This window comes from Candidatus Methanoprimaticola sp. MG2, assembly GCF_047501175.1.
Taxonomy (GTDB): Archaea; Thermoplasmatota; Thermoplasmata; order Methanomassiliicoccales; family Methanomethylophilaceae; genus Methanoprimaticola.
Genome location: NZ_JBEQWH010000002.1, coordinates 73247 through 94586, shown reverse-complemented (window position 1 = coordinate 94586; position 21340 = coordinate 73247). Strand labels below are relative to the sequence as shown.

The window sequence follows — 21340 nt, the reverse complement described above, 5'->3', positions numbered from 1 at the left end:
AATAATAATGGATGGTTATTAGATGTAGTTTAATAGTCTTAACTACTTAGTGCAAACAGATGAATCTGCAGATCAAAGACTCGACGATGTCCTATCAGGACACACTGATATTCCGCGCCATACTGTTCTTCGGAATATTCCTCTTTCATGCAGGATGGGCGTTCGGATTCGGTTTTCCGGACATCGGACATCTTTGTGTCGCAGGCTTCTTCTTCATGTCGGGATTCGGCCTGGAGTATAGCAGAAGGAACAAGGCCAACTATCTGAAGACGTTTCTTCAGAAGAGGGTGATGGGGCTGATGATCCAATATTGGATCATAATGCTGGTCTCATCCCTGGCATGGGCTGTGGTTCATCTGAGTGCCGACAATGTACTGCCGGATGTCGAGAGGATGTTCTTCGGCTCACCCCACTGGTATGTTGCGGAGCTCGTGGTGTTCTACATCATATTCTTCCTCACAGGCTTCATGGGATCGGAGAGGACCCGTAGCGTAGCATTGACGATAGCTTGTACGGCGGCCATGTTCCTGATGTCCGATTACTTCGGCTCGCCGCTTTATTACGCATCCGGTGCATCCTTCGTCCTAGGGGTGATCTGGGTCCAGTATTCCGCGGGAGTCCGTCAACTGTTCGAGAGGCATGGTCTGGGAATCCTAATCGTCTGTTTCGCAATCCTGGCCTTGACGACCAGGTCATCATCATCCACTTTGGACTTTGTGGTTACATCCGTGGGAGGGATGGCATTCTGCATCATACTATGGGCCGTTTGCTCCATAAAGAGCAGATACCTGGTTCCAGTGATGTCGATGGCATCGATCCTGATGGTTATCGTCTCGATGGCCTCCGATTTCGCGGATGAGGGGGCTACGATGCTGTTGTTGGCCTCGATATGCGGGCTTTTGATGAGTCCGGGCAGACATAGGGACATATTGGCATTCATAGGCACGATGTCGTATCCGCTCTACCTCCTGCATTATCCGACGTTCAACTACTTCTATCCCGGGCTCATAGACGAGTTCTATCTCCCGATGATCGCTTCCCTGGCGATAACCCTCGTCCTGAGCTACCTTGCACAGTCTTTATGTGACAGGGTCATCGGCAGGTACAACTCCCTGCTCGAGGATGGTGCGTCGACCTGAACGATCGTCCAATGTGACGGCGGATGCATCCCGTCTCCATTGGTTTTATATCGCTGCTCATTCTGATTGAGATGCCGATATGGTAGGGACCTGCGTGTAATGCAAGTTGAACTGTTTCTGATAATCATAGTGACCGTCCTGTTGCCCTTCTCAGGGATAGTGGTCCTGATAGACCGTACCTTGAACAGAAGGTATTCCCGTAACATCACCGCGGCCATATGGATCGGTTCCTATGCCGTTGCCACGCTGTTCATCCTGATAGTCTGGATGATGAACTCGCTACCTGATTCGGCCATATATGATCCGGAGTATCACGGCGTCGTCCGTGTCGCCGTGCTGTTCTCGATGTTCATCCTGTTGATCGCCGAGACCGGGGTGACGTGCGGCGCATATGGTGGAAAGCTGTCGTCGAAGGTGTTCACGTCCTTGCTGATGTCCACGCTCTGTTTCACGGTATATACGTCGGCCTTCAGCATATATCATGTCGCGTATCTCTTGGGACATTTCGGACCGGAGAGCGATACCCATAACATAGCGGTGCACCTGGTATTCAACATAGTGGTCTTTGCGATACTGTACCGTGTCATGCCCGCCCGCCTTGCGAATGTGATCGCCATGGCAGGAGGTGACATGTCCCGTCGTCTCGGATTCCCGATAATCATCTTCGCGATCTATGTCCTGGATTATTCCGACCAGATCTACTCCGCGAACATGGACTTCTCATCCCTGTTGACGGAGTTCCTTCTGATCGCCCTGTACGTCGTCTGCATAGTGCTTTTCCTCGAGAGGACGACGGGATCCCTGGAGGTGGACAGATATAAGACCGAACTGGAGGCGGCCGCCCTGATCCAGAGGTCGGTGGTCCCCAACAGGGATGCCTGTTCCGATGTCGTGGGGTTCCGTGTGTTCGAGTTCATGCTGCCTGCGAAGGAGGTCGGCGGGGACCTCTATGATGTAATCCCGCTTTCCGATGACAGGACCGCCCTGGTGATAGCGGACGTGTCCGGGAAGGGCGTGCCCGCCGCCCTTATGGCCATGAGGGTCAAGGAGATCATGCTCTTCCTCCTGGAATCCGGACTGGATCCTGGAAGATGCCTCACCGAGTGCAACAAGCGCCTCATGAAGGACAACGATTCGTGCATGTTCGCCACCGCGTTCCTCTGTGTGGCGGATCCCAGGACCAAGACGCTGACGTACTCGTGCGCAGGACATCCCGCACCTCTGCTCAGGACCGGGGGTGGAGTCACCCTGATGGAGGTTGACCATGAGCCTGCTCTGGGGATCTTCGAGAACGACTACTCCAACAGGTCGATCGGCATGGGTGCGGGGGATGCGGTCCTGATGTACACGGACGGCGTCATAGAGGCCGAGGGATGGAACAAGGAGCGTTATGGCACGGACAGGCTGGTCAGGCTGCTGGAGGAGTCCGATGACGAGGACATCACATCCGCTGTGGCATCCGATGTCTCATCGTTCGGTGAGGGACGCGACCAGACCGACGACATCACCATGCTCTCCATCGTGGCATCCTGATCGCACTGGAAGTCGGAGATCGTAGAGAAAGACGGCACCTGCGAACCCTGGATCGCAGGTGCCGATAAATCGTTTCAACGCCCGTAAGGGAGACTGTGTCCGTCTCAGAACGTGACCCTCACGTTGTTCTGTCCCATGGCACGGGTGTAGGTCATGTCCTTGCACACGCCCTTCGCGATCATTATCCCGATGCCCTCGCCGTCGTACTCGATCGGGTTGAAGAGCGCACCGTCGTCACGTATGATGACCGAGACCTCGTCGCCTATCCTGACGACCATGTCCGCGAACCTCTTGGGGTTGCGGGAGATCCCGTGCTCGACGACGTTGACTGCAAGCTCCTCGCAGCAGAGGCGGATGTGGGATGCCTTCGCCGCGTCCACACCGTGCTCGGCGAGGAACGAGGAGACGGCCTCCAGCGCGGACGGGATGTCGGACCCGTCACCGGAGAACGATACGGACTCGATCGGGACGGAGGGGACCCTTCCGAGGAGCAGACCCATGAGCCCGCTGTCGCGCCTGCGCATGACGGCGGACATCAGCGCGACGATGACTAGCATTACCAGCTCGCCGATCCAGAAGGAAGCCCAGATGAGCTCCCCGTCCACGGGGGCGAGAACGAATGCGGTCACGATGACGCACAACGGCTGCACCACGGAGACCATGATGGAGATGCGCCTGTGTCCGAGGACCTGGTACAGGACCATGATCGCATAGTTCACTCCGTACAGCAGTATGCACGGGGCGAACAGCCTCAGTGCGGTTATCGACGAGTCGACGATCTCGGGATCCGTGACCCCGAACAGGGTGCAGAACAGACCGGGCACGGCCATGACGACCACGACGAGTACCGTGAGCGATGCGACGAGGACGACGGCCACTGTGCGTGTGAGGTATGAGATGCCCTCCGAGTCGCCGGACCCGTAGAGGGTTCCGCCTATCGGCTGTATCGTCTGACAGATTCCGCCGATCAGCATGGATGCGAGCATGAGGGTGTTCATGGCGAGGGCCATCGTGGCCATGCCTCCGTCTCCGAGGTACTGGAGGGTGAGCATGTTCATGACCAGCATCTTGACGACCATCATCACGGACGCCAATGCTATGGGCGCCCCGTACTCCAGGAGCTCTGGGATGTGTCCGGGGGCGCCGGAGGACGGCTTGAACAGGCTGGTGCCCCTGTTCCTGAAGAAATGCAGAACGAGTATGACCGTACCGATCGCGTATCCCAGCACAAGGGCGGCCGATGCACCGGCGATGCCGAAGCCGGAGCCGACGAGGGCCACGCAGAGCAGGGGTGCCGCGATGTTCGCGGTCCCAAGCGCCAGCGTCGCCGTGTTCGGCGATCCGTCGACCCTGACGAACATGGCCAGACCGGGCATGAACAGGTACGCCGCGGAACCGATGAGGGCGATGGACGCGTACTCCTCGACCATGGGCAGGAGTGCATCGCTGGAGCAGATCGCAGAGGCGACCATGTCCGGTGCGAACAGCCCGACGGCCATCATGGCAGCCGATATCACGCCCATTATGACCATGGCGGACCTGAAGACCCCCCATGTGTCCTTCCCCTTGCCCTTGCCTATCAGGACGGCGCAGAGGGTCGCCCCTCCGGCGCATAGCAGGGCGGTTATGGCATTGAACAGCTGGACCAGCGGCGAGACGAGGTTCACGGCGGAGAGGGCCTGCTCCCCCATCATGTTGCCGACTATCACCCCGTTGATGAAGAATCCCATGGACGTGGCCATGACGGCCAGTATGGTGGAGACGGCGAACGTGCGGAAGGCGCGGTTCACCAGGTACGGGTTCCTGCCGCTCATCTCCTGTCCACCACCGGCGTGATCTTCAGGCTCACGTTGTTCACCACGAACCCGTCCCTGCCGACGTCCCTGACCTCGAAGGATATCAGGCCGGTCGGGACCGTCTTGGCGAACGAGTCGTATTCCATGAGTGCGGCCGAGGCCGCCTCGGTGTCGAAGGACCCGTCGTCGATGCACACGACCATCCTGTCCTTCAGACCGTCGTGGTCCAGGATGACCTGCAGGTTCCCGGTGTATCCTAGGCAGTCCGTCAGGAGCTTGGAGATCCTGCGGAAGTTGAAGAACGTGCCGCCTATGCGCATGACGTCCCCGTACCTCCCCAGGAGCTTGAAGCGGGGCTCCTTCCTGCCGCAGGGGCAGTCCCCGGGGATCCACTCGCCGAGGTCGCCGATCTCGTACCTCTGGGTGCGTCCCTCCTCCCTCAGGAAGCCGGTGAATACCAGTCTGCCGGTCTCGCCGGGCCCGACGGACTCGTCCGAATCCGTCCTCAGGATCTCCAGCTTCTGGATCTCGCTGTTCAGGTGGAACTCGTCCCTGTCGCAGAACCTGCATCCGTATCCCATTGTGCCGGTCTCGTTCGCACCGTACAGTATGGACTGGATGCTCTCGATGCCGAACTCCTCCTCCAGCCATCTGACCTGTCCGGCGGAGAACATCTCCCCTCCGAAGAAGATCTTGCGGACCCTCCCGTATCCCTTCAGGAGGTCGTGGTTCTCCTGAAACACCTTGATGATGTAGCTCGGTGCGCCGAGGACGGCGGTGGCCTTCCCGTCCACCATGAGCTTGGCGACGAGGTTGACATCGTCCAGACCGCTGATGTTCAGGTTGCGGACATGCATCCGGTCGAATATCGATATGAAGAAGTTCATCCCGCCGTAGAGCGACCCCGCCCTGAGCAGGTCCGCCACGACGTCCCTCTCGGGGTCGAGACCGAGGGCCATCATGGATTTGACCGCGGGTTCCACGATGTACCTGCGATAGTCGTTGTCGCTGTACCCGCAGTAGATCGGGGCGGCGGTCGTGCCTCCGCTCTTGGTCAGAACGCGGACGCCGCCCTCGGGTATCGGAGGATAGTCCTTCTTCCCCTGTATGGGGCCCCCGGGGGGCGTGTTGTCGGGGGTCCTGAGCTCCCTCATGCCGACTATGCCGTTGGTCTCCATCTCCAGGCGCATGGACACGCGCCTGACGAACTTCGGGAGCGCGTAACCGCCGTCATGGGGCTCGCCCGAGTAGCTGGCGCTCATGGAGTCCAGAGGGGTGATCCTCTGGACACCGGCACGGAAGAGCGAGGTGGTGATCGGCTCCAGGTCGTTCAGCGAGCAGGCCACACCCGCCGTCTGCAGGTAGCGCCTCATGCTCCTGAGCGAGGATGTGAGGTCCCTCCTGGGCAGCGGCGAGAGCCATACCGTCCTGTACAACGGGGACGGCATGAACTTGGTGGTGTAGCTTATCAGGATGCGGTAGGTGTGCTCGGGATCCTCGATCACGTCCCCGTCGTTGTAGTACAGGTCCGCCCTGTGAAGCTCCCTGGTGGCTGTTATCTCGGCGGCCTCGGCCGGTTCGGGCTTCCTGCGTGGCAGCGAATCCCTTGCCTTGTCGAGGGCACGGGCCAGCAGATCCCCCATACGGTCCACGTCGTCGCGGGATTCCGTGTCGACCAGGACGCACTGTGGGCTGGAGCAGGACTGCTGCTCGTTGCGGCATATGCTGGCGGCCAGCTTGTCGGCGGTCGCCTCGTCGAGGCACTCCGGCGTGATGTAGGCGAAGCTGATCTTGTGCCCCCATTCCACGACGGGCGTCCCGCGCGGGGCATCCTTGCGAATGGACTCTATGGCCTCCTCGCCGCCCCATGCGCTGATGCAGTCCGCACGGTTCATCAGGAACCTCATCGTGGGCTTGTCCGACGAACGGATGCGGAGCAGGTAGATGTACTCGCCCAGGTTGTGGAAGCCGCTCAGGTACAGCAGCACCTCGGTGGCGAAATCGCCCAGGTTGCTGGCGACCTTCAGGAGGTTTATGTTCCCTGTGAGGAGACCCTCCACCGCCGCCATGGGGGCGACAATGGGCGAGTTCCCCGCGGTTATGTGAAGGAGCACACCGACCGGGGACCATCCCTCGAAATGCTGCTTCCCGTTGTCGACGCGGCTTATCTCGAAGGGCTCGTCGCTGCCGAGCTCGGACATGAGCTTGACCGTCAGGGACTCCCTGGACAGGGCGTCCGCCAGTGCGGTAAGCGTCGGGACGGGGTCCTGTATGCCGTCGCGCAGGAGGGCTTCCGTAAGGAATCCGGCCTTGCCGGAACGTATGGTCTCCGACAGGGATTCGCACGCCTCCAGGACATCGGAGGTCCTCAGCATGCCCCTCATGGTCTCGTCGATCTCGGCGTCCAACCCTTCCAGAAGGCCGTCCAGGGACTCCATTCTAGTTCCTCTCCAGATATGTGACATGATGATCATCTCCTCAGGAGCTCGGACGCGGCTATCGCGCAGCTCTTGTTCTTGCTCGTTCCGGCCCTTCCGAGTATCTGGAACCATGGGGCGGCGTTGCCGCAGCCGCAGGTCCCGGCCCTGTGCATTATGCCCATGTCCCCGAGCAGCAGGCTGGGTACGGGCACTCCGGTGTTCATCGGCGATATGACGTTCACGAATCCCGCCTCCCCGTCCTTCACCGGCTCCAATGTGACCGGGTCGCGGATGATGACGCGGCTGTATATCGGCATGTGGAGGTGGTGCTCGTCGCAGTCCGTATATGCGACGCCGTGCTCCACCGCACCGTACGTCTCGTGACAGCAGGTGTGGGGAAGGCCCAGACGGTCGTTGATGTACTGCCTGAACTCGGTGGGGGAAAGCTGCTTGTCCACGAACCCCTTCCATCCGCCGCCCATCATCACCAGAGACTCCGGGTTCAGCTTCAGCGGGGGATAGCCCATCTCCCTCATCCTCTCCAGTGTGAAGTACAGGAACGCCGGGAATCCCAGGATCCTCACGGGCAGCCCCTCCTTCTCGAAGCGGAGCAGGGCGTCTATGCTTCCGAAGAGGTCGAAATCATGCCCGCTACCGTTGAACTTCAGGGCGTACTCCAGGCCGTTCTCCGGGGCATACCTCCTCATCATCTGCCTGGTGCGGAGGGTCCCGGTGTTCACCCCGGGGGCGGGCTCGTACGAGTACATCATGAAGTTGGTCGGGGTCCGCGTGATCCTCCCGTACCATCCGAACTGGACGTCCGCGGACTTGTCGGAGGCGAACATGCTCCACTCGTCGAAGAACATCTGCGTCTTCTGTCCGGACGTCCCGGACGACGTGAGCGTGATGACGTACTCATCCGGCGACTTGGACTGTATCGTGTGCGTCTTGTAGAAGTTGGCGTGCAGGAACGGGATCCTCTCCACATCCTCGACGGTCCTGATGGTGTCGGGGTCGAACGAGTTGCGCCTCAGCCAGTCCGAATAGTAGTCGCAGCGCGCGGCATGCCATTTCACGACCTGCCTCATGGCCTCCGCGAAGACGTCGTCCGTCCCCTCGATGTCGTACGGGTCCTCGTGGGCCCACAGCCTCTGGACCGCGCTCAGCTCCGGGGGCAGTTGGACATCAGGCGAATCCAGCTGGCGGATGTGGTAGTCCGGGTGATCATCCATCGACATCACCCTCCCGGACGAGCTTCAGCAGTCCGCTGAAAGGTTCGATAGTCTGCATCTTGTCATACTCCGCTATAGAATAGATTATGGACTCCATCATCAGGTAGTCGCAGTTCGAGCATCCCGGGAACATCCCCGTGCAGATGTACCCGAGGTCTATGGACGCATCGTACGCCGCTATGGCGCACGGGTCGCATATGTTGATGAATATCTGGGACACCATGCACTTCTGGGACCTTATGTAGTGGTCCCTGGCGCGCAGGTCCGATCCGATGTCGGAACGGACGCGGTCGACCACGATAAGGCCGGCGTCCGTCCTCGTGTCCACGTCCATCGTGACCTCCGACTCGCCGTCTGGAAGGGCGCACCCTTCCGTCACGACCTCCCTGTCGTAGTTGCCGGCGTCTATGACGTATTGGACGATGGGCAGCGCACGCTCGCTGACGTAGATCTTCCTGTGCACATCCCTGATGGGATGGACGGCCACGGCCACGCATCCCCTGAAGCCGGAGTCGAAGGAGGTCTCCATGTCCTCGTTGGCGATGTTGAACTCGAACCCGCAGGGATGCATCCCCGTCTTGTTGCAGATCTTCTGCGTGAAGACGTGGTACACCACAGGGTGCGAGTTGATCGATGTGAGGCCTATCTCGCGGCCGTGCTTCATCAGCTTCTCCGTCAGGACGTTCATGATCGAACAGTTCCTGAACTTCTTCTTCACGACGCCCATCGCGATCTCCATGGTGCCCTTGAGGGTGGGGGACCCGACGAGCGCGAGATGTCCGGCGACCTCCCCGTCGGGTGCGGTCGCCACCATGGATATGCACTCGCCACGTAGGGTGGCGGCGTAGAACTCGTCGGGATAGTACACTATGTCGTGTATGTAGCTGTACCCGAACTCGTCGTATATGCACTGGGCGACCTCTATCGCATGCTCCGGCCTCAGCATGCAGTACTCTATGTCGGACGGTCCCAGTGCGGATGTGCCGGACCCGCATTCCGTCTGTCCGGCATCCTCGTCCTGGTTGTCCCTGTACTCGGGCAGGGCGGTCAGGCGCTTTATCAGCGTCTGCTCCCTCCCCTCCGCACCCAGACATCTTATCTGGACCTTGTCCGCGAATCCTTTCAGGAGACTCATGGATGCCGCCGTGTCCTCGGAGCGGGACAGGTAGTCGTAGTCGTAAGGGATGCCCTTGTCCTTTATGACGATCCTGAAGTCCATGTCGTCCACGGACGCGGACACCCTGAACATCGCATCGTGGTTGTCGGGGAACCCGAACTCGATGACCTGGGCCATGGCCTCCTCAATGGTTATGAGGAAGCGTCCGGTGTCGTAATCGGACAGACCGTGGTTGGTTGCGTACGATTTAACGACGCTGCGGACCACGGGTATCGAGAACGGTTCGGCACGAACGTCCATGCTGAAGAGTTCGATCCAATCAATCCCCCAGGACGCGGTCGAATCCGGATATCTCGAACACTTCTCTGACTATTCCGGATGTGTTGATCACCTTGAAATCCGCCCCCGGTGCGGATTTCATCAGGGCCATTATGGATCTCAGCCCGGCACTGGATATGTAGTCCAGTTCGGCAAGGTCCACGGTTATCGACCTCATACCGGCCGTCTCGCCCGTGGCGAACTTGGTGAACGAGGGGGATGTGGTCATGTCGAGGTCGCCCTTCACGGCGAACGTGATGCTGTCGCCGTCGACTGTTTTCTTGAAGTCCATGAATCCGTTAGCAATTGTGGATATAAAGGAGCATCCGAATGTTGTCCATAGGATCGTGGTTCCAAAGGGCATCCAGACCTGGATCCTGGGGTCGAAGTTAACAGAAATTAAAATAGGACCATGTCGGTCCGAATAGGTACCTGCACATGTGGTTGGCATTCGCCGTCGGTTCGGCATTCTTCGCGGGCATTACCGCCATACTGGCCAAGTGCGGGATCAGGAACATCGATTCCACGGTGGCCACCGCCGTCCGCACGATCGTGGTCCTGGTGTTCGCATGGGCGATGGTCTTCATCGTCGGGTCACAGGACCAGTTGCCATACATCGATCCCAGGACGATGGCGTTCCTCGTGCTCTCCGGTCTGGCCACGGGCGCGTCATGGCTCTGCTACTTCAAGGCCCTGGAGCTGGGCGATGTGAACAAGGTGGTCCCCATCGACAAGTCGAGCATAGTCCTCGCGATAGTGCTGGCCCTGATCTTCCTGGGGGAGTCCATCTCCGTGGTCGGGGTGGCGGGGGTCGTCGCCATATCGGCGGGAACGATGCTGATGATCGAGAGGAAGGATGCGCCCGTCGGGAGCAAGGGACAGTCGTGGCTCCTGTTCGCAGTGGGTTCCGCGTTCTTCGCCGCCCTGACGTCCATACTCGGAAAGGTCGGGATCGAGGGCATAGAGTCCAACCTGGGCACCGCAATCCGCACGGTGGTGGTCCTCGCGATGTCATGGGTCATGGTGTTCGTGACCAGGAAGCAGTCCCAGGTGAGGGGGATCCCCCGGAAGGAGCTGGGGTTCGTCCTCGCATCCGGTGTCGCCACCGGCGCGTCGTGGCTGTGCTTCTATCGTGCCCTGCAGGAAGGGCCCGCCAGCGTGGTTCTGCCGATATACAAGCTGAGCATCCTCGTGACCATAGTGTTCTCCTTCCTCGTCCTTGGGGAGAGGCTCACCAGGAGGTCCCTGTTCGGACTGGCCCTCATCGTGGCCGGGACCATGCTGATGGTCATCTGACCGGGATGTCGTCCCGGATATCGTCGTGGAATCCCGGTGACTCGTCAAGATGGTCCTGCAGGGAATCGATCCTATGACGGAGCATACTCACCACGGCGTCCGCCCTCTCGTCCCCGATCCTCCCCCGCGACCCACTCAGGATCCTGCGAACGGACGATTCGATCCCGTCGAGTCTGGACAGGTCCACGCAGCCCGTGTCGCGGATGAGCCTGAGCTGGTCGTCCAGGTTCCTCTTGAACGTCCTTCCCTTGACGGACCTCGGAGGGATGTCCTTAGTGGGGGATTCGAATCCGAGGCATGATCCATTGTCGAACAGCGGGGCGAAGCCCAGGACCTCAAGCGAGTGGGGGTCCCTCATGACGGTGAAGTTGTTGTAGTGACGGTCGGAGTTCCCCAGTATATGGTCCACCGCGATCATCCTGTCTATGAACTCCAGGGTGTCCGGGACGTCCATGAGCTCGCAGGTCTCGACGAAGTGGGAGTATATCGTGCGGCCGTCTCTGAGGCGGATCGTATGCGCGAGACATCTGGCAGGTATCAACTCGACGCTGTCCGAGGACAGTGTGGGACACGAGCAGTACGGCTCGTCCCCGATGTGCTCCAGGCTGTATTCGACGTGCGGGATGCCCAGACGGCGCATGATCTCCGACGCGATGACCTCGTTGACGGGTTGCTGCCTGCATCTGCCGGTCCCGCCCTTGAGCAGTGTCCTGTCCGCCCTCCACATCTTCGGAAGCACCCCGTCCGTCGAATAATCAGGAGAGCGATTCGTATCGGATGCGTCCATGAGACCGAGCAACGCCAGACCAGCGTCTTCGCTGAAATCGTTGTCATAGAAGTTCACGTCATCCCAGCCGGAATCGTCATTCTCGGGACGTATCCAATAATGGTCCGACAGGTTGGAAGCTCCGGACGATGCCATGAGGGCCCTCCTGGTGCTCAGGTTGGATCCGTCCGTCGCATGCGGTACATGCCTGCGCTTCTCGGGGATGCAGCGATATCCCCACCATTCATCGAGTCTCCTGAGCACATCGTCCGTGTCGGTCATCACGCCCCAGGGCATGCGGTCCCGGTCGATGATGCGTCTTATCGAGACGATGTTGCCGTTCGGATCCAGGGTGATGTCAGCGACTTTGTGATCGTGATGCATCAGGGTCTGATACGATCCGAAGGCCCTACCCATGTTCGGGCGTATGGTGGCCACGGAATAATAGTTTATTAGAAGGTTCAACTGTATGAACGTATTTATTTTAGTTGATATCTTTATTTACTATATTTTCATGAAATTATTATTTCGCAACCATTGGCTTGATGACCCATCTGTCCATGGGATGGGGACCTTCAAACCTTGTCCTGCGGGGTGGACCTACACGAAGCTTAAAAACATCGTCGTGGTCGATTTACCTTATAAACGATTACCTGTGTGGCAGGCCCATGAAATACAAATGCGGCGTATGCGGCTATGTATACGATGAGTCCAAGGAGGGGGTCAAGTTCTCCGATCTCCCCGATGACTGGGTATGCCCGGTCTGCGGGGAGGGAAAGGAGGGATTCGAGCTTGTCGAGGAGGATGACGAGCCTGTCCCCACAGTGACACCTACGGTTTCGGGTTGGGATGCGGAGGACCTCCGCGAGCTATCGGCCGGACAGCTCAGCGCACTGTGCTCCAACCTCGCCCGCGGATGCTCGAAGCAGCAGTTGTCCCGCGAGGCCGAGCTATTCACGAAGATCTCGAAGTACTTCGAATCACAGTCTGTGGTCGAGGATCACGGAGGTATCGAGGAGCTGATGTCCCGGATCAACTCCGACCTTGGGAACTATGGGGGTGCCAAGTCGATGTCCGCGGTGGTATCCGACCGCGGAGCGCTCCGTGTCCTGACCTGGAGCGAGAAGGTCACGATCATCATGGAGTCGATACTGGAGAGGTATCTGAAGAACCCGCACTTCCTGGACCATACCAACGTCTACGTCTGCGACATCTGCGGGTTCATCTACATCGGGGACGAGCCGCCGTCCGTCTGTCCGGTGTGCAAGGTCCCCGGATTCATGATACTGATGATCGAGAGGAGGGATTGAGATGACCGAACTCTATGCTTCAAGGAACCTCAGGCTCTGCACCAAGGACTGCATGTGCCTGTACGTCTGTCCGACCGGGGCCACCGACACCGAGACCGGGCAGATAGACTTCGCAAAGTGCACCGGATGCGGCGACTGTGCCAGATCCTGTCCCTCGGGTGCGATATCCCTGATCCCCAGGGAGTATCCCAGGCAGCAGCCTAAGAACGAGGGGATGTGCAAGTCCCTCCAGTCCATGACCCAGAGCAAGGCCGTACAGGAGAACATCGCCAAGAGCCTTGCCGATGGTGCCGAGGACCCCGTGCTCAGGCAGCTGATGGAGGCCTTCGTCAGGTCCAACCGTCTCATGGCAGAGGACCTGGTCCGCGAATCGGGATACATGCTCCCCCAGAGCGGTAACGTCCGCGAGCTGCTCGAGGCCCTGTCCGCAAAGGGCCTGGGAGAGGCCTCGGCAGCGGCCGAGGAGCTCCTGAAGCTCCTGAGATTCAACGAGTGACGTCACAAACTGAATGAGTAGAGCATCATCAGGAGGTCCTCGTTGGACAGCCTGACGCTCTTCTCATTCAACCTTTTCGCGCCCATCCTGTCATAGAACCCGAAGTCACAGTCGTCATCGGTGTACAGGAATATCTCCTCTGCACCGCGGGACCTGAACTCGTCCGCCGCCTTCTCGAACAGGAGCCTGCCGAGTCCCATGCCGCGGGCCTCCTCGGACACTATAAGCAGCACCAGTTCCCCATCGAACCCCTTCCCGCAGCCGGAGTAGAGCTCCCTGTCTGTCCGGTCGATCGTCCTCTCGTCGTCGACCATGTCCCTGTAGCCCTTCCTCTTCCGTATGGAGAGGACCGTGCGGATCGTGGACATGATGTCCGATGGGAACGATATCGTGTTGCAGATGCGGCCTATGACGCATCCTAGGACCTTTCCGTCCCGTTCGCATACCCATCCGAACGTCCCCCTGTCGTACAGTCCCTTGACGTACAGGAACGATGACTCCCTGCCTATGTCGGCATAGGCGTCCATCTCCCATATCCTACGGGCCATCTCCGCGATCGGGGCTATGTCCCCGGGTCGCATCTCGCGCATCATCTCAGGGACCTTCCCCATACATAGGATGCGACGGAGGGCAGATGGGTGCACATGAAGACCTGGAGCTTGTTGTAGGCCCCGCATACGGAGCGTTTCCTCCCCTTGTCCAGGTCCCTCATCGCGGTCCTGACGACGTCCTCTGCCGCGACCCTGTGCCTGAAGACGCGGTCCGGCACATCGGCCCCGCTCTTCGACAGGGCTATGAAGTCCGTCCCGACCCATCCGGGCGAGACCTCGAGAACCGATATGCCGAGAGGTTTCAACTCTTTCCTGAGGGCGTTGCAGTAGGACCTAACGTACGCCTTCGTCGCGGAGTACACGTTAAGGCGTTCCAAGGGGAGGTATGCCGATGCGGAGCACACCTCGACGATCCCCGAACCCCGCTCCATGAAAGGTATGCAGAGGTGGGTGATATCCGTCAATGCGGCGATGTTCAGGTCGATCATCGCCCTGGTGTCATCGCGAGGGACCTCCCAGCTGGTGCCGAACCTTCCCAGGCCCGCGCAGTTGATCAGGACGCCTATCCCGAACCGTCCGGAGCGCAGCTCCGACGCAAGGGAGTCCAGCCCCTCGACCGTGGACAGGTCTGCGGGGATCACTTTGCAAGGCGTCTCCATGGATGCCGCGAGCTCCTCGAGCCTGTCCGCGCGTCTGGCTACGACCCATATGGACTCGTATCCCCTCGAATCGAGGGCCCTGCAGAACTCGGCGCCCATCCCGGACGAGGCGCCGGTGACTATCGCAATCATCCGAGCAGTGCGGACGCGGCGACGGTCACGGCGACGAGGATCATGATCCCTACCATTCCGTATGCCAGGACCTTCTTTTTAGTCTCAGTCTTCATGTCCACGGGGATTCTGAACGACTTTATATAATGTTTCAGAAGGGGAAGGGTTGGCCCCGTGAGGGGCAAGAGGTTTGGACCCCCGCTTCAGAAGCAGGGGAGGTGCTCGTCTGCCAGGGCGAATGCGAGGTAGAGGGTGAGCGCGAAGTTGGCCAGTGCGGCAAGGGCCTTGAGCAGCACGAAGATCTCGCCGTCGAAGCTTCCGAACAGGAAGATCAGAGCGGTGGTGAGCAGGATCAGGGTGAGCAGCTTGGGGGTGCCGGCATGGTAGGACCAGATCAGTGCGATGACGTAGATCAGGGCCAGGGTGATTCCGATGATGGTTCCGGCATATCCGGCACCGGCACAGAACACTCCGATGGCGACGAGTCCGAACACGATGAACCCGAAGTTGGAGTTCGCCTTGTATGCAGCGATGGCTGCAACGAAGATGAAGAATGAAGCTATTATCAGGAGACCGCTGAGGTTGTCTGCAACCTGGGAGAGTCCGAGATCGAAGTATGTATCGAAGCACACCAGTGCTATCGGAAGAGAGATCAGAGCCACGAAGAACAATCCGAACGCCGTGGGATCCAATATTTTGCATTCATCAGTCATGAGTTTTCCTCCTTGGGCCCGATGTCGGACCCATCCATGAATTCAACGTCCATGGTATATAATAGCATACGTCCAACAGATGTTTAGCCAGTATGTTTTTTGGACCATGGATGGATGAATCCTTTTGAAGTACTCAAAAAAGTGCCGTTGACAAGCAGATTAATATACAATGAGTCAAAACTCATCCAGGAAGTCATCCTCGGTGGGTATCAGATGCACCGTCCTTTTCGATGGATCGCGCACTTTCGAGGCCATCCTGTTCTGGACGTCGTTGAACTCGCCCGGGGTCAGGGGAGCGGTCGCCCTATGCCTGATCAGGAGGTCCTCCCACCTCATGTATCCCGCATAGACGGGGTTGTGCAGGATGTTGGCCATGTTGCGTTTGTTCCATGGGTTCCCCCTGCGCGTGAGGATCCCTTCGGAATTGAGGGAATAGCATATCTGGTCCACGGTCCTTCCCTCGGAATACTCCTCGAACATCCTCCGGACTATCGGGAGCTCGTCCTCGTCCTCGACGAGCGCCCCGTCCCTCAGCCTGTATCCGAACGGAGGGGTGAAGCCCATAGTCCTCTTGCCCGTGTCCGCGGAGTCGAGCGTCTCCGCCTTCTCGCGCATCCCCATGTACGTCCTCTCGCCGATCTGCTCCGATTCCAGCTGGGCGAGGCGCTGGATCATGTCGACGACGAAGCGGCCCAGCGCATTCGTCGTATCCAGGGACTCCGAGGACGACACGAACATCTTGCCATGCTTCTCCAGGGTGTCCATCATGTTCATGAAGTTGCGGCTGTTCCTGTGGATACGGTCCATCTTGATGACCACGACCACGTCCCACAGGTCCATCTCCGCCATCATGCGGCGATATGCCGGGCGCTTGTCGCTGCGGCCGGAGTAGCCGTCGTCCTCGTAGACGGCCGTGACGTCCCATCCCTCCGCAAGGCAGTAGTCCTGCAGGAGCTCCTTCTGAGCCCCGACGGAATAACCCTCCACTGCCTGTTCCTCGGTGGAGACCCTCACGTATATCGCGGCGCGCATCGGCTTAGCTCGAGCGGGCCGTTGACCCTCTCGAACGTCGAGCGGTCTATGATCGCATCCTGCTCACCGCGGCGTATGATGCCGTTCCAATCGATGTAGCCCGCATACAGGGGGTTGTGGAGGATGTTGCAGACGGACTGCTTGTTCCACTGCCCGCCCTTCTTCGCGGGTATCTCCGCACTGTTCAGGAACCCGGCTATGTCGTCCATGGTGGAACCGCGCACATACATGTTGTATATCGCCCTGACGGTGTGCGCCTCGTCCCTGACGATCTCGAGGCCGTCCTCCGTGTAGGTGTAGCCGTACGGATGTCCGGAGCCCAGGTGGCCGGTCCCGTTGCGCGCCTTGAACTCCATCCCCATGTACGTCCTCTCGCCGATCTGCTCCGATTCCAGCTGGGCTATCCTCTGCATGATGTCCATGACGAAGCGGCCCATGGCGGTGGTGGTGTCGAACTTCTCCTGTACGGAGTTGAACTCCTTTCCTATGTCCCTGAGGTCGTCCATCATCCGGGCGAAGTTCACGCTGTTCCTGTGGATACGGTCCATCTTCAGGACCAGGAGGACGTCCCATCCGTCCGATTCCCTCATCATGCGATCGTACTCTGGACGCTTGGTGTTCCTACCGGAGAAACCCTCGTCCCTGTACTCGTCCGCGATATCCCATCCGCGGACCCTGCAGTATGCCTCCAGCCTCTTTATCTGCGCATCGAGCGAGAATCCCTCGACCGCCTGATCGTCAGTGGAGACCCTGGCGTATAGTGCGGCACGCATCGTGCATCCATCCCGGGGACGCATTGTCCTCATCGATATTTAATAGGGGCGGAATGCGGACTGCAGAGGCTCTCGGCAGCTCTCGTGAATGGCCGTTCCTATCGGCATCGAGGGGGAGAAAAGGGTCCCGGGAGGACCCGGGACCGGTATATGGGCGGGGTCCTGAGACCCCTGAGGTTTTATGGAATCACATTCCGGGCATTCCCATGGGGGGTGCTCCGCCCTGGGGAGGCATGGGGGGTGCCCTGCGGGAAGCGATGACGTCGTCGATCCTGAGGATCATGTTGGCGACCTCCTGAGCGGAGTTGATCGCCTGGACCTTCACCCTGAGGGGCTCGAGGACGTTCTTGGCGTTCATGTCGACGGCCTCTCCGGTGTCGAGGTCGAGACCGAAGTACTTGGCCTTGGCGTTCTTCTTCTCGTGGGCGTTCTTCAGCTTGATGATGCTGTCGATGGGATCGATTCCCGCGTTCTCGGCGAGGGTCCAGGGGATGATCTCCATGGCCTTGGCGAACTTCTCGATGGCGAGCTGCTCCCTTCCTCCGACGGAGGCCGCGAAGTCGTCGAGCCTGAGCTCGAGCTCGATCTCGGGCGCACCTGCGCCTGCGACGACCTTCCCGTCCTCGATGGCGACTCCGACCACGCGGATGGCGTCCTCGAGCGCCCTCTCGACTTCCTCGAGGACGTGCTCGGTACCGCCGCGGACGAAGATGGTGATCGCCTTGGGGTTCTTGCATCCGGTGATGAACGCCATTCCGTCCTCTCCGACCTGGGTCTCGTCGATGGCCCCGGCGGTTCCGAGGTCGGCCTTGGTGAGCTCCATGACGTTCCCGACGATGTTGGCTCCGGTGGCCTTGGCGATGGCCTCGAGATCGGACTCCTTGAGCCTCCTGTATCCGAGGATGCCGTTCTTGGCGAGGTAGTGCTGGACGAGCTCGTCGACTCCCTTCTGGCAGAACACGACGTTGGCTCCGACGGACTTGATCTGGTCGACCATGGCCTTCAGGGTGTTCTCCTCCTCGGCGAGGAAGGAGGACATCATGGTGGGGTCGGTGATCTGAATCTGGGCGTCGAACTCGGTCTTCTTGACCTCGAGGGGGCAGGAGAACAGGGCGATCTTCGCCTTCTCGACGTGGGTGGGCATCCTGCTGTGGACCTTCTCCTTGTCGATGACGACTCCCTGCACGAGGTAGGTGTCACCGATGACTCCGCCGACCTTCTTCTGGATGCGGATGTTCTTGGTGTCGACCTTGCCCTCTTCGACGACGGACTTGCAGGCCTTGACGACGATCTCCGCCAGGGTCTCCTCCTCGTCCCCGACGGACTTGCCGGTCAGGGCGGTGGCGGCGACGGTCTTGAGGACCTTGTCGCTCTTGGCGTCGATGGCGATGTCGTTGAGGATCTCCACTGCCTTGTCCGCGGCCATCTTGAATCCGTTGGTGATGACGGTGGGGTGGACGTTGGCGTCGATGAGGGACTCGGACTGCTTGAGAAGCTCTCCGGCGATGACGACGCTGGTGGTGGTACCGTCGCCGCACTCGGCGTCCTGGGTCTTGGCGACCTCGACGACCATCTTGGCGGCGGGGTGCTGGACATCGATCTCCTTGAGGATGGTCACTCCGTCGTTGGTGATGACGACATCTCCGATGGTGTTGACCAGCATCTTGTCCATTCCCTTGGGTCCAAGGGTGGACCTGACCGCGTCCGCGACGGCCTTGGCCGCGCTGATGTTGTTGAACTGTGCTTCTTTGTCCTTGCTCCTCTCGGTGCCCTCTTTGAGCACGATAACGGGCTGATTTCCAGAACCGTACATGGCAATATCACCTGTATTTCTACGTTCGACAATTTAGTTCTTCTATAAAAGTATTTTGAAGAAAACCGATTCATGGTAGATACTGGACGGCCATCTGGATTATCCGGACCTGCCGTTCACCGTCAATCCGCGCCTGAGGCATTGGCGGGCGAGCTCCGCCTCCGCCCTCGCGGAATGGGAGATGCGCATCCTGTCCATCCTGGTCATGTCCACGAGGCGCGTGTTGAGCCCTTCGATGAACACGTCCCTCACCCCCGTGGCCGCGAGGCCGTCCGCCAGGTCTGCCTCCCTGCCCTCCAGGGATGACATCACCGGTGCGACCAAGGCGTATGCGTCCATCCCGGCGTCCAGGAGCGCCCCGAGGGCCTCGAGCCTCGCAGAAGGGAGAGGCGCCCCAGGCTCCGTCATCTTGGACGAGCGGTCGTCGGCGGTGGTGACCGTCATCCCCACCACGCATCTCATGCCGCCGAGGATGTCCATGTCCCTGAGGACGAGGTCCGACTTGGTGTGTATGTGGACCTCCCTGTCGTTCTCCCTCAGTATCTCCAGGCAGGAGCGGGTCAGGCGGAAGCGCCTCTCCGCGGCCTGGTACGGGTCCGTGACCGTGCCGATCCCGATCGTCCCCTCCGCGAACGGCAGCTCCTTAGAGAGGCGGTCGGCCACGTTCCTCTTGACACGGACCACCCTCCAGGTCGAGAGGTCTGAATGGGTGTGGCCGGGGGCGTAGCAGTATATGCACCCGTGCTCGCACCCCCCGTACGGGTTCAGGGCGTAGTCCATCTCGTCCAGGCCCGAGGGCGACAGAGCCCTCCCGCACTCGACTATGCGGAACTCCCCGTCCCATTCCAGCGCCTCGCCGGAGAACTCTGCAAGGGTCGTGTCAATAATAGTCCTCGATCCTCCTTTGAACCATCCAGTCCCGCATCACATCGGAATTCCTGATCCACGTGTCGCGCTTGATGTCCATCATCTCCTCCACCGAGGTCAGCGCCTGGTCCAGCGTCTCGAAGTGGAGTGGCTCGGTCCTCAGCGCCGCGCGCACGTTCTCGCGGACGTTCCACACCCCCACCGGCATCACGTAGCCGGGATGGGCCTCCCTCATGATAACGGCGCCGGCGGTCCTGCCCTCCTCGATCAGCAGCTCGTTCACGGCCATCCTGGACGCATAGTAGCAACCCCCTATGTGGGCGTACTCGGAGCGTCCGTCGAACATCTCGCTGTCGTGTATGATGTCTATGGTCCTGCCGGTGGGGTTCCAGGTGGTGTCGGGATACCACGCCTCTATGAGCTCGAACCTCCATGTGCACGGCATCAGCAGGATCGCCCAGCGGTTGTCCAGCTCCTGCCACCTGTACAGCCTGAAGTCGTCTATCGTGGGGTTCCACTTGGTGGTCTTCAGCAGGTCCTTCCCGATCATGTCGTCGACGGCGGTGATGCTCCATCTCGTGGGGACGAACCTGCGGTTGCGGCCGATCCCCATCGTACCGACGGAGAACGCCTTCTGGATCTCGGAGATCAGGGTCCCGCTGCGATACGCGCTCACGACGGCGTCCACCGCCCTCATGTCGGTGTCGTAGAAGCTCTTCTCCAGGTTCCTCTCGAACCTCCCGTTGCCTAGGCGCATGCCCTCCAGCCTCGCGGACGGCCCGAAGGGCTCGATGTTGTCGTCCAGCACGACGCGGCCCTTCGGCTTCTGGGAGAAGCTGGCCTCCACGTCTATGGACTTCGCGGCCAGTGCGATCTCCTGGACGTTGTCGACCATCCGCCCTCCCTTGGAGAAGTCCCTGGCGTCGATCCTGTACTTCCCGCGGACCAGCCGGAACCTCATGTCGACGATCTCGTCTATGCTCTTCCCGACCCATCTCTCGGGCGTCCCCATCTCGGAGGTGTCCCCGAACTCGGGTGGCAGCAGGGGGCCGATGTCCACCTTCGGATATCCGTACCTCCCCACGAACACGGCAGGGGGACTGGACCCGGCCAGGTCCCTGGAGTCGATGAGCGGGCGCGTCCTCTGCTGGGAGTAGAACTTGATCATCAGCGGGCAGCGCTCCTTCCCGCACAGGCGATGGGCGCCCTTGCATATCGAGCACAGCCCCGCCTTCATGGTGGTGCCCGTGCGGGAGTCTCCCTCGTCGAAGTATCTGGGGTTGATCACCGTGGCGCACACCTCCCATGGCAGTCCCGACCCTTTGCATTCGGCGGGATGATGATGGAAAACCCCGTCACACAGCAAGGCGCATAAACAGGGTGAAGCAGAAGCCAGTT

19 protein-coding genes are annotated in these 21340 nt (G+C 59.9%); 5 read left to right on the top strand and 14 right to left on the bottom strand.

Features of this window, described 5'->3' with window-relative positions; all coding sequences use genetic code 11:
• Positions 1-59 precede the first annotated feature (59 nt).
• Together V5D86_RS01820 and V5D86_RS01815 are read left to right on the top strand one after the other, a co-directional pair.
• Positions 60-1139, top strand: a complete 1080-nt coding sequence (locus tag V5D86_RS01820) for an acyltransferase family protein (RefSeq protein ID WP_414594990.1) — start codon at positions 60-62, stop codon at positions 1137-1139.
• Positions 1140-1238: 99 nt separating this feature from the next.
• Complete coding sequence (locus V5D86_RS01815; RefSeq protein ID WP_414594989.1) at positions 1239-2672, top strand: PP2C family protein-serine/threonine phosphatase; 1434 nt, start codon at positions 1239-1241, stop codon at positions 2670-2672.
• 104 nt (positions 2673-2776) lie between these two features.
• On the opposite strand, the gene V5D86_RS01810 is transcribed toward V5D86_RS01815, so the two are convergent.
• Genes V5D86_RS01810 through V5D86_RS01790 form a run of 5 tightly spaced genes read right to left on the bottom strand, consistent with a single transcriptional unit; the run spans position 2777 to position 9847 of the window.
• Entirely contained in the window at positions 2777-4486 is a 1710-nt protein-coding gene (locus V5D86_RS01810; protein WP_414594988.1) for an MATE family efflux transporter, read from the bottom strand.
• Positions 4483-6906, bottom strand: coding sequence for an acyl-CoA reductase (locus tag V5D86_RS01805; protein WP_414594987.1), 2424 nt, complete (start codon positions 6904-6906; stop codon positions 4483-4485). The genes V5D86_RS01810 and V5D86_RS01805 overlap by 4 nt, the downstream gene beginning before the upstream one ends.
• A 32-nt stretch (positions 6907-6938) precedes the next feature.
• Entirely contained in the window at positions 6939-8120 is a 1182-nt protein-coding gene (locus V5D86_RS01800) for an acyl-protein synthase (RefSeq protein WP_414594986.1), read from the bottom strand.
• Entirely contained in the window at positions 8113-9537 is a 1425-nt protein-coding gene (locus V5D86_RS01795) for an ATP-binding protein (protein WP_414594985.1), read from the bottom strand. The genes V5D86_RS01800 and V5D86_RS01795 overlap by 8 nt, the downstream gene beginning before the upstream one ends.
• A 19-nt stretch (positions 9538-9556) precedes the next feature.
• A complete protein-coding gene (locus V5D86_RS01790; RefSeq protein ID WP_414594984.1) occupies positions 9557-9847 on the bottom strand; it encodes an STAS domain-containing protein in 291 nt (96 codons plus the stop codon).
• 146 nt (positions 9848-9993) lie between these two features.
• Here V5D86_RS01790 and V5D86_RS01785 point away from each other — a divergent pair, with 146 nt between their 5' ends.
• Entirely contained in the window at positions 9994-10851 is an 858-nt protein-coding gene (locus V5D86_RS01785) for an EamA family transporter (RefSeq protein ID WP_414594983.1), read from the top strand.
• On the opposite strand, the gene V5D86_RS01780 is transcribed toward V5D86_RS01785, so the two are convergent.
• Positions 10844-12082, bottom strand: coding sequence for an excisionase (locus tag V5D86_RS01780; protein ID WP_414594982.1), 1239 nt, complete (start codon positions 12080-12082; stop codon positions 10844-10846). The two genes, V5D86_RS01785 and V5D86_RS01780, sit on opposite strands and share 8 nt — an antisense overlap.
• 203 nt (positions 12083-12285) lie before the next feature.
• On the opposite strand from V5D86_RS01780, the gene V5D86_RS01775 reads away from it, so the two are divergent.
• Entirely contained in the window at positions 12286-12927 is a 642-nt protein-coding gene (locus tag V5D86_RS01775; protein ID WP_414594981.1) for a rubredoxin-like domain-containing protein, read from the top strand.
• Position 12928: 1 nt separating this feature from the next.
• Positions 12929-13423 (top strand): 4Fe-4S binding protein, encoded by a 495-nt coding sequence (locus V5D86_RS01770; RefSeq protein WP_414594980.1) that lies wholly within the window; start codon positions 12929-12931, stop codon positions 13421-13423.
• A gap of 2 nt (positions 13424-13425) precedes the next feature.
• Here V5D86_RS01770 and V5D86_RS01765 read toward each other — a convergent pair whose 3' ends face one another.
• The 8 genes from V5D86_RS01765 to V5D86_RS01730 form a co-directional block, all read right to left on the bottom strand.
• Entirely contained in the window at positions 13426-14016 is a 591-nt protein-coding gene (locus V5D86_RS01765; RefSeq protein ID WP_414594979.1) for a GNAT family N-acetyltransferase, read from the bottom strand.
• Positions 14013-14765, bottom strand: coding sequence for an SDR family NAD(P)-dependent oxidoreductase (locus V5D86_RS01760; protein WP_414594978.1), 753 nt, complete (start codon positions 14763-14765; stop codon positions 14013-14015). The genes V5D86_RS01765 and V5D86_RS01760 overlap by 4 nt, the downstream gene beginning before the upstream one ends.
• 182 nt (positions 14766-14947) lie before the next feature.
• Positions 14948-15457, bottom strand: coding sequence for a hypothetical protein (locus tag V5D86_RS01755; protein ID WP_414594977.1), 510 nt, complete (start codon positions 15455-15457; stop codon positions 14948-14950).
• 174 nt (positions 15458-15631) lie between these two features.
• Positions 15632-16489: a recombinase family protein gene (locus tag V5D86_RS01750; RefSeq protein WP_414594976.1), complete on the bottom strand. Its 858-nt coding sequence runs from the start codon at positions 16487-16489 to the stop codon at positions 15632-15634.
• Positions 16468-17262 carry a recombinase family protein gene (locus V5D86_RS01745; RefSeq protein WP_414594975.1) on the bottom strand — a complete coding sequence of 265 codons (795 nt, stop codon included), beginning with the start codon at positions 17260-17262 and terminating at the stop codon, positions 16468-16470. Before V5D86_RS01745 ends, V5D86_RS01750 begins: the two co-directional genes overlap by 22 nt.
• Before the next feature lie 187 nt (positions 17263-17449).
• Positions 17450-19075 (bottom strand): thermosome subunit alpha, encoded by a 1626-nt coding sequence (gene thsA, locus V5D86_RS01740; RefSeq protein ID WP_414594974.1) that lies wholly within the window; start codon positions 19073-19075, stop codon positions 17450-17452.
• A 99-nt stretch (positions 19076-19174) separates the two neighbouring features.
• Positions 19175-19855 carry an SPL family radical SAM protein gene (locus V5D86_RS01735; RefSeq protein ID WP_414594973.1) on the bottom strand — a complete coding sequence of 227 codons (681 nt, stop codon included), beginning with the start codon at positions 19853-19855 and terminating at the stop codon, positions 19175-19177.
• A 100-nt stretch (positions 19856-19955) separates the two neighbouring features.
• The gene (locus V5D86_RS01730) at positions 19956-21230 is read right to left on the bottom strand and encodes an Nre family DNA repair protein (protein ID WP_414594972.1); all 1275 of its coding nucleotides are present in this window, start codon (positions 21228-21230) and stop codon (positions 19956-19958) included.
• Positions 21231-21340 lie beyond the last annotated feature (110 nt).